We start from the raw sequence: 8,961 nt of genomic DNA, 5'->3' as shown, positions 1-8,961 counted from the left end.
TGCGCTCAAGAGGCATCCGGTCATGCCGCGACGAGGTGGGGAGTCTACGGGCCAGCACATACGTTCCTGGCGGGCGGCTAGGCGGCGCTGAACACCTGTGACGCATCCCTGTGGCCTCGCCCTTTCCAATGCGCTGTCTCAGTACCGGACGCGGTCACCGACTGTTGCGGCAAGGCCAGGCCGCACCCATACCGGACTTTCAACTTGAGCCTACACGCCGCTGCTAGCAACTGCATTCAAGTGAATGTGCCAGCGCTGCGCGTCGTAGTGCCAAGCGTTGCCCACCAGTCAGGCACGATACCGAAGGGCGCCGCAAAAGCACAGGGGCCCTGGAGTGCCATCACCGGTCGTGGAACGCCGTCCGACGCGCTGGTCGTCGCGGACGTATCAGCTGAGTCTCCGTGGGCCGGTCAACTACAGTCAGCCGCGAACTGGACCAGCAGCCCATGGAAGTTCCCGAGCACTTCACCGGCATCTTGGTCCCAATAGTGAAACTGGACGAGGTTTCGCACCGCGGTCTGGTCAAGGGTGGCCACGTCGACGTGCTCAGGGATGTCGCCGCCAGGACGGATACTGACCCCGAACATCTGGACGGTGCCTCCAGCGATGAGTTCGTCGCGCCACCCGACCATGTGCTTCGGGCCTTCCAATGCTGGGCCGTCCCATAGGTTGCCATCCAGGTCGATGAAAGTCGGGCCTTTGGGCGTGTGTCTCGTCTCCCAGAATTGGAAGCTGTACCCGGGCGGATACTTAGTCTTGGTCGGCTTCCAGTCGTCGCGCTTAAAGAGCGATCGCCTATAGTCCCGCAGATTCGTAGTGGAGCACCTCCCGTGCAGCGCAGCCACAAAATCCAACAGTTCGGCTTGGATTGCGGCTGCAACGACTGGATACCTGAGCGCGTGGCGTTGTCCCTCACGACGAATCGCTCGAAGGTTCTCCTCCCGCTCGCGCCGGACCGCGTCCGCTTCGTCTCTGATCCCCATGCGAAGGCATCCTACGCGGCTGCGCTGGCCGGGGGTCATCCTCGAGGACGGCGTGTGGCGTTCGTATAGAGCATCCGCTCATGCACACGCATATGCCGCACTCTCCGCGACCATGGACGGGTGCTCGTAGAGTGCGTCCATGTCTGGGAGTGCGGCGGCTGCATGCTCGTTCTGCGAGATCGCGAGCGACCGGGGAGAGGCGAGCGTCGCCGCGAGCGACGAGCTGACTGTGGCTTTCATGGATGCATACCCCGTGGCCCCGGGCACGTGCTCATCGTGCCGCGCCGACATGTCCCCTCGCTGGATGACCTCAGCCCTGTTGAGGGGGCCGCCCTGTGGAGCATGACGCAGTTGATGGCGCGGGGAGTCGAGGGAAAGCACGCACCAGCGGTGAATCTGCACCTGTCCGATGGGGCAGAGGCCGAGCAGGATATTTCTCACGTCCACATGCACGTTGTTCCACGGCATGGCGATGACGCTGTCGTGATCGAGCTGCCGGGCACACGCGTAAACCGGGACGAGCTCGACCGCGTCGCGGCCTCGCTTGCTGAGGACTGACTCACCATCCGCAACTGCCGCCGGCCGATCCCTCTGGAAGCGCGTCATACCGCCGCGAAGGACGCTACTCGCGACCCGACCAGAAGCACACCACTCGCGGACAGTCAAACGAGCGTAGCCGTCCCCGTCTTCGCCGGTTCGACTAGCATAGATTGGGGCAGCATGTCGCGCGCGTCTGTCTGCCGATAGCGGTGTCCGGGAAACATGCCTGTGCGGGGCTTTAGTGATCTTCTGCCCGACCACCGGACTCCGTGCCCGAGTGGCCTAGACACCCTCGACCATCTGAACCGAGCGCCGAACGGTCGGTTGTGCCTGAGCGTGTTAGTCAAACGGTGAGATGATCCACCACGAGGTCGAAGCGTGCCGACAGCTCGGAGTTTTCCGGCCGCAACAGGAAGGACTGGCCCCACGTCCAGTCATGCGCCAGCCGGACTCCTGTCGCGCGGTCGAAGCCGAAGTCCCAACTGTTCGGGCGTAGGCGCTCCAGCACGTCCAAAGCACGGCACGCATAATCGGCTGCCTCTTGTCGCCCCTCGACGTCGTCGTCGGCGAGCGAGAATTCCAGACACCTCGCCAGAGCCAGCCCAGCCACGGGGTCGCTCGCACAACCGCTGGCGCGACGTAACAGCGACTGCGCCGTCGCTAACTCACGCAGGAGATCTGCCTCGTGCTCTGCGTTCTCGGTCGCAAAATCGCTCCCCCGCTCCAGTCGGCGCAAGGCCACTACCGCGTGCGCAAGGTGCAGCCGACCACGCAAGCTGGCGAGCCAAGGCACCTCCGGCGCTGAGCGCTCGGCCAGGTCCAGTTCCAGCAACACTGCCTTCGCATAGTCCTTGTCAATGTGCGGCATGCCGGACTCCGCGAGGGTGCTCGCGAGCTTCTCACAAACCAGCCCGAGGCCACGCTCGGCGTTGTGCAGATGCACAAGCCACGAATCCTTAAGTTCGTTGAGCAGTGAGTCGGCCTCGTTCAGCAGCTGTCTCGCTACCACCGTGCGATAAGTAGCTGCAATCACGGGAAGCGCTACAGCAACCCACACCCCAGGGTCGGCCGCGGACGCCAAGGTAGGGCCTCCGCGCACGAGACCGACGAAGAGGCCAGTAACGAGCAGATAGGTGAACCACCTCAGCATCCTGTCGAGGCGATGGGCTCGAGCAACTATCATCAAGGCCCGCCCGTACAGCCGACGCAGGCCCGCCGTCAACGTGCCCAGTTCTTCTGCGCGCTCATAGCTGCGGTCGATGCGACGCTTCAGGTCGGCCACCTCCTGCTCCAATCGACGGCGGCGCCGATGGCTCGCGATCTTGCCGTTAGCGAGCCGCTCATTAAGTTGGTTCAGCCGGCCGGCCCATTCAAGGCGTTCCCAAGCCCAGCGGTCGTTCGTGTACCTTTCGATCTCATCTACGTCCCGAGCGTCGTCAAGAAGGCTCGCTCCCCGCTTGAAGTTCAACACCCAGGCGTCGCGGCTCGCCCAAGTCCATACCCGCGTCGCGGCCACCGGTGCGTCTGCCGCGGTGCACGCGGCCGCAGCGCGCGCCTCCCAATTACGTGCCTCGCCCAGGATCGCGTCGAAGCCGCGCTGTACGGCGGATTGATTCAGCCCCAGCACAAACACTACAGCAGCGAGCACCACACCCTCGGCCTGGAGCACAGCGTCAGGAAAAGGGGCACCCGCGTCCGCGCCGCGTACCGTAAGCCAAGCTACCCCGACCAGCGTCAACGCCATCAAGATAGGGGCGGAACGCCTGGCCGCGTCGGTGGCGCGTCGCCTAAATTGGGGGGTTGTCACCACCAAACCCTTTCGGTTGAGTCGGGAGAAACGGTGCTCTTGAAGCCGTCGGCGCGAGGTCGGACAGGAGTCCAGGGCCGCAACGAGACTGGCACTGGCGTTACCGGCGTCCAGTATGGCCGCTCGACCGTCGCGGCGGCGATCTATTTGGGCTCTTCGACTTTGAGCGTGGTGGGGCCCTGATCTGAGGGCTCGCGGCCCTGCGCCAACATGGGTGTTGTCTAGACATCTCATGAGCGAGGACCGCGAGCGTGCACCAGCCTACGTTCGACGTCGATGCGGCGTCGATCCTGTTCAACCTGTCCGGCTATCGAGTCGTGTCGGCCAGCCCTGCCGTCGGCGGTGAGCAGCCGCGGCAGGTGCTCATCGAGACGACCGCGACCGAGGGCGCGTGTCCGTCCTGCGGTGTGCTGTCCTCGCGGGTCCAAGCCAGACCTACTCAGCGCGTGAAGGACGCCCCGTGCGGCGGAGAAGCGCTCGAGGTGGTCGTGCGCAAGCGGCGCTACGCCTGCCGCGAGCCGCTGTGCCCGCGCCGCTCGTTCACCGAGGAGACCGACCAGCTGCCGGCCCGGGCGAGGGTCACGACGCGGCTGGTCGAGCAGGTGATCAGCGCCTGCCGGGCCGAGCCGCGTGCGGTGTCCCGAGTCTCGCACGAGGCGGGCCTGTCGTGGCCGACGGTGATGCGGATGCTCACCAGCACCGTGGACCTGGACACCGGGGTCGACCGCCGCCACGTGCGGCACCTGGGGATTGATGAGCACCGGTTCCGCACCGTGCGCTACCTGCGCGACCCCGACACGCACGCGGTGAGGCGGGTCGAGCCGTGGTCGATCGTGTTCACCGACCTCGACGACGGCGCGATCCTCGACGTCGTCGACGGGCGCCGCGGCAAGGTCGTCACCTCCTGGCTCGCAGCGCGGCCCCGGTGGTGGCGCCGCCGCGTGCAGGTCGTCGCCCTGGACATGTCCAGTGAGTTCCGCGCCGCCGTCCGCAAGGCACTACCGAAGGCGCGGGTCAGCGTGGATCACTGGCACGTGGTGCGCCTGGCCAACGAGATGATCACCAAGGTGAGGCGCCGTCGGGTGTGGGAGCTGCACGAGCGCCGCGGCCGGGCGAGTGACGCCCCGTGGAAGTACCGCAAGCTGCTCACCTGTGCCGGTGACCGGCTCACCGTCCGCCAGCGCACGAAGCTGCAGGAGATCCTGGCCGAGGACGTCGAGCTGGCTGTGGCGTGGGGCATCAAGGAGCACGTGCGCCAGGTCCTCACCGCCACCGACACGTCCTCGTTCCAGCGGCACTGGGCCGCCCTCGAGCGTGCCGTGCGGGCCACCCGCCTGCCTGAGCCCGCCGCGCTGTTCCGCACCCTGCGCGCCTGGCGGCGTGAGCTGCTCACGTTCTGCAGGACGAGGGTCACGAACGCGCGCACAGAGGCGGCGAACCTGACCGTCAAGACGATCAAGAGGGTCGGGCGCGGCTACCGCAACCACCGAAACTACAGATGCCGCATCATTGGTTACGCGCCCCGACCGATCGCGGCGTGAACACCCGGGACCACGCTCAAACTCGAAGAGCCTCTATTTGGGCTGAGGAGCCAGCCAGCTCCTAGCGCGCAACAGAGGGGCCGAGCTGTTTTCGGCATGCTGCTAACGGGAACGGGAACCCCAAGGAACGACGCAGGTCAGCGGCTGGATCCCGGTCCTGACATCCCACAGAACTCGCCCGAGATCAGGCCGGGTGGAGGGGAACCGAGTAGGACGGGGCAGAGGAGAATCAGACATACGAGGAGCGGCGCGGGCCGCTACCGCGGCGCAGCCTTCGCAGGCGGGATCAGGCACGGCATCACAGCACTCATCCCGCTCCTACTCGAGCGGATCGACGAGGCCAACGATGCCGCGCCGGTGACCCGGAAGATCACCTACATATCAAGCGTGAGCGAGTGTCGCAGTGCAACTCGAGCGACCACACCGGGAACCGGGTCATTCCGCCGCTTGTTCTCGCTGACGTTCTTGGACTGAGCTCCGATCCTTGCCCACCCCGGAGACGAGGGTCCGCTCGAATGGGACTCGGCGGGGACACGTTGAAGCCACGGACACGATCCGGGGGCGATCCTGAACTGTGCCGCGAACCGCCGGAGTACATGAGCGAACCCTCGCCGGTCCCATCGGGGCCGCGTACAGGTCAGATCACGAAACCTGGGATGATCTCGTCAAGTTTCGCCGTGAGGCCGTCGTGAATTTCGGTTGGCCACCCGAAGTAGGATGTGACGTAGGTGAGGGTGTTGTAAAACGCAGCGAATGCGGCTCGCGCCAAATTCTCGCTGAATTCGACGTCGAGCTGCAAGTGAGCCACAGCATGCTCAGCCGTTTCGTCGGTGGTCCACACTCGCATTTGCTTCACCGGGTACAGGGTCGGATGGGTCAGGTTCGACAGGAACCCGTACATACCTTCTGCTGCCCGAGCGTCGATCGTGCCTCCCGCTGCCGCGGTGAGGTCATACATCCATAACACCGAGTCGGTTAGTCCCGGCAATCTCTGGCCACGAAGTTGACCTGTGCCGAGCTCGTCGGGGCTGACGGTGAATCGGCTCTGGACCTGCCTGCGCAACAGCCGGTGCCACGCACGCGCAGCCCGGTACTGGGTGCTGGTCGTACCACCCATCAACTTCGCAGCACCTTGCGCTTCTTCCGCGCTCTTCAGTTCCTCAAGGTAAGCCCGCGCAAGCCGCTCCTCTGGGTCATCTCCAGCCTCGCCGAGGACCCAGAGAGCGTGGGCGCAGTTCTCCATAACCGCACGAACGAGCAGACCCGGGGAGAAGAGCACTTCCCCTGTGGCGTACAGGCTCGCCAGACCCCCCAGATGCCCACTAGCAGCAAGCATGTAGGTCTGAACTACCTCAGTTACCAGTCGGAACCCCGTCTCCCCCTGGCGGTCCACGATCCCCGGGTCGGGTGATGGCAGGGCGTTGGCGTCTTGCTCCGCAGCGGAGTCTGGGGCGGGAATCCAGTGATAACGGTCTGCGGTCGCCATGAAGGCAGTCCGGCAAGACCCGAAAAGGTTGGCCAACTCCACAAGACGTGGCGAAACTGGGCCCGTCGGCTGCGGAGGATGAGGTTGCGGGGTTGACATGACTCAGACCGTATCGACTGGTCCGCACAGACGATTGCCCTCCGCGGGCGGTGCGTCATTCCGCCGCGACCGGACGCGGTGCTTGGGGTCGGCGTAGCGTCGTGGGAGTCGACAGCCTCGTCGGGCTGGCGGCGGGCACCGACTTGGCCCGGACCCAGGTCGCCGCAGGAGGCGACCATGTCCACCACGACCAGCTCCACGACGCCACTGCCGTTCCAACCGTCATCGATGAGCACCGCGCAACTTGCGGCGGTCTCGTTCCTGGCGCGGTATTCCGGAGCGACGCATGCCCTGTACCGGACCCAACTGGGCCGCTTGTGCGCCTGGTGCGAGAGCAACGGGCTGGACCCTCTGGTCGGGATACAGCGAGCGCACGTCGCGCTCTACATCCGAGAGCTTGGACAAGCGGGCCTGATGGACTCCTCGGTAAACACGATGATGCACGCCGTCCGGGGCTACTTCCGGTTCGCGCACATCGACGGCACCATCCCCGCCGACCCGGCCGTCTACGCCCGGCTTCCGAAGGTCCACCGGGACGAGTCCCGCACCCAGGGCCTGGACCGGTTGGAGTTGATCCGCTTCCTCCAGGTCGCCCAGACCATCACCGTCCACCACGGCGCACTGGCCTACCTGCTCGGGATCAACGCGCTGCGCGCCTCCGAGGCGGCAGCGGTACGGATCGAGGACTACGCCGACGTCCTGCGGGGCCACCGGGTGCTGCACCTAGTCGGCAAGGGCAACAAGCCGGCCACCATGCCGCTGACCGTCCCCGTGCTACGGGTCCTGGAGGCCTGCCGCGGTGAGCGCACCACCGGACAACTGGTGCTGCGCCCGCTCTCCGGCAGACCGATCGACCGACGTGACGTCTACCGGATGGTGCAGCGCATCGCGAAGACCGCGCGGATCCCCCGGCACATCAGCCCCCACTCGCTACGCCACGCCGCCATCACCAACGCCCTGGACGCCGGCGTGCCCCTGCGCGACGCCCAGATCCTCGCCCGGCACGCCGACCCCAGAACCACCGAGCACTACGACCGAGCCGCGGCAACCTCGACCGCCACGGCGTCCACTTCCTCACCGCCTACGTCGCCGGCGTCTAAGCCGGTCCAGGTTCACGGCCGACGTCAGTTCCGCCGAGATCGACGCAGTGGACCGGCGGCAGGACGAGCCCACGATCGTGACAGCAATCGACCGCCGAGAGATGCGCGCTCAAGGTTCGGTACATCCCTCTCACGCCGAATACAGAATTCGGAGACCCCTCCGGGCACTTGCTACTGCCCGGCGCGCTCTTGGCGGGCTAGGCACCTTAGGATGGGCGTGCAGGTGCTCGACACATTCATGGGTTGCCTGTTAGTCGACTAACGCAACTGCGGGATCTAGTGGGAGGGAACCGTCTGGTGTGGAGCGAGTTATTGTCTGGAGCCGCCGGAGCGCTGCTCGGCGGGGCTGGCATCGAGTTGTGGCATCGAAAAGGACGTCGCGCGATGGGTCACGTAACGCGCGACACCGGACTTGACGCGTATATCAGCACAGACTTCGGGACAGTCTGGGCCGGAGCGCCAGCTGGATGGATCACACAGTACGCATTCTTTCCCGAAGGCCTGCCTGACGAAACCCCACCGACGGCACGCCACCGATGGAACGACTGGGTATCCCAAAACGGTGGACTCCTGATGGGCAGCCAAACAGCCACGGTTCACCTGATCGGACGCTCACCCTCCACCGTCATCGTCAAGTCGCCAGAAGTTGAAGTGCTGGATTCCTGGGACCTCCCTGCAGGAGACGCAGCCATCTGGATGGCTGCTGGTGGGGCATCGATTATCCCTAACGGCTACACAATCGACCTGGACGAACTCGGCCCCCAGGATCCGGTGGTTAAGGTAATCCACCCGAGCGGTGACGTGTACGAGCCGAAGCCCCGGTCCTATTCGCTGGCCCCTAACGAAGCCGAACGGTTCGACATAGACGTCGTGAGTAAGGTGCCGCGCGGGTACAGGTGGCGTGTCCGCCTGCCTGTCCTGGTAGATGGGAGGAGCGAGTTCCTCGATCCGCACCCTGCCAGCGAGCCCTACCTAGAGTTTGCAGGCGGAGCGCCGAACAAGTTCTACGCCTGGGACGAGAGCGCATCCGAGTGGCAAGAGATGGAGCGGTGGTGGTGACGTGGAGCGAGCGCCAGCAAGAGCCCATCGGCCCGCACTAGGATGCGGCATATGTCAAAGCGCGAGATCAAGATAGTGTTGACCGACGTCGATGACGTCGGGTACTCCGAGATGGCCAACGCCGCTTGGATGCTTCTCCAGGTCTCTAGCCGCAAGGGCCACATCGAGCACGACGGCAAGACCGCCGCGTCGGAGCTCGACGCTTGGTGGCAAGACGCAGTTGACGAACGCCATTGGGACTAGGCCGAGGAGTCCCCCTCTCCGCGGAGGTTGGCTACCCGCGTCCGACTTGCGAAGTGGCGTACAAGCCGGGGATCCGTCGTGCGAGGCCTTGCACGCGATCTGC

Annotated in this window: 8 protein-coding genes; 5 read left to right on the top strand and 3 right to left on the bottom strand. The window is 65.3% G+C overall.

All coding sequences use genetic code 11. The features are described 5' to 3' along the window. Positions 1-410: 410 nt before the first annotated feature. Entirely contained in the window at positions 411-983 is a 573-nt protein-coding gene (locus tag FJR00_RS14080) for a hypothetical protein (protein ID WP_141339289.1), read from the bottom strand. A gap of 162 nt (positions 984-1,145) precedes the next feature. Between FJR00_RS14080 and FJR00_RS16685 the strand changes: the two genes are divergently transcribed. After that, complete coding sequence (locus FJR00_RS16685) at positions 1,146-1,541, top strand: HIT family protein (RefSeq protein ID WP_141339288.1); 396 nt, start codon at positions 1,146-1,148, stop codon at positions 1,539-1,541. A 325-nt stretch (positions 1,542-1,866) separates the two neighbouring features. Here FJR00_RS16685 and FJR00_RS14070 read toward each other — a convergent pair whose 3' ends face one another. After that, positions 1,867-3,192 (bottom strand): hypothetical protein, encoded by a 1,326-nt coding sequence (locus FJR00_RS14070; RefSeq protein ID WP_141339287.1) that lies wholly within the window; start codon positions 3,190-3,192, stop codon positions 1,867-1,869. 389 nt (positions 3,193-3,581) lie between these two features. Between FJR00_RS14070 and FJR00_RS14065 the strand changes: the two genes are divergently transcribed. Further along, the gene (locus FJR00_RS14065) at positions 3,582-4,871 is read left to right on the top strand and encodes an ISL3 family transposase (protein ID WP_141339286.1); all 1,290 of its coding nucleotides are present in this window, start codon (positions 3,582-3,584) and stop codon (positions 4,869-4,871) included. A 637-nt stretch (positions 4,872-5,508) separates the two neighbouring features. Here FJR00_RS14065 and FJR00_RS14060 read toward each other — a convergent pair. Beyond that, a complete protein-coding gene (locus FJR00_RS14060) occupies positions 5,509-6,357 on the bottom strand; it encodes a hypothetical protein (protein WP_202876689.1) in 849 nt (282 codons plus the stop codon). A gap of 276 nt (positions 6,358-6,633) precedes the next feature. On the opposite strand from FJR00_RS14060, the gene FJR00_RS14055 reads away from it, so the two are divergent. From FJR00_RS14055 to FJR00_RS14045, 3 genes are all read left to right on the top strand, one after another. Beyond that, positions 6,634-7,818, top strand: a complete 1,185-nt coding sequence (locus tag FJR00_RS14055; RefSeq protein ID WP_141339284.1) for a tyrosine-type recombinase/integrase — start codon at positions 6,634-6,636, stop codon at positions 7,816-7,818. A gap of 122 nt (positions 7,819-7,940) precedes the next feature. Further along, entirely contained in the window at positions 7,941-8,615 is a 675-nt protein-coding gene (locus FJR00_RS14050) for a hypothetical protein (protein ID WP_141339283.1), read from the top strand. A gap of 51 nt (positions 8,616-8,666) precedes the next feature. Then, on the top strand, positions 8,667-8,858 hold the full coding sequence (locus tag FJR00_RS14045) for a hypothetical protein (RefSeq protein ID WP_141339282.1): 192 nt from the start codon (positions 8,667-8,669) through the stop codon (positions 8,856-8,858). Positions 8,859-8,961: the final 103 nt, after the last annotated feature.

Origin of the sequence: Ornithinimicrobium kibberense, assembly GCF_006519705.1 — a bacterium.
GTDB lineage: Bacteria > Actinomycetota > Actinomycetes > Actinomycetales > Dermatophilaceae > Ornithinicoccus > Ornithinicoccus kibberensis.
Note: the sequence above shows the minus strand (reverse complement) of the source record. Positions and strands in the feature narration are given on the sequence as shown.

Excerpts from the sequence above, each read along its gene's own strand:
- FJR00_RS14080 (WP_141339289.1), bottom strand. The coding sequence starts at position 983 with ATGGGGATCAGAGACGAAGCGGACGCGGTCCGGCGCGAGCGGGAGGAG.
- FJR00_RS14055 (WP_141339284.1), top strand. The coding sequence starts at position 6,634 with ATGTCCACCACGACCAGCTCCACGACGCCACTGCCGTTCCAACCGTCA.
- FJR00_RS14045 (WP_141339282.1), top strand. The coding sequence starts at position 8,667 with ATGTCAAAGCGCGAGATCAAGATAGTGTTGACCGACGTCGATGACGTC.
- FJR00_RS14060 (WP_202876689.1), bottom strand. The coding sequence starts at position 6,357 with ATGGCGACCGCAGACCGTTATCACTGGATTCCCGCCCCAGACTCCGCT.
- FJR00_RS14050 (WP_141339283.1), top strand. The coding sequence starts at position 7,941 with ATGGGTCACGTAACGCGCGACACCGGACTTGACGCGTATATCAGCACA.
- FJR00_RS16685 (WP_141339288.1), top strand. The coding sequence starts at position 1,146 with ATGCTCGTTCTGCGAGATCGCGAGCGACCGGGGAGAGGCGAGCGTCGC.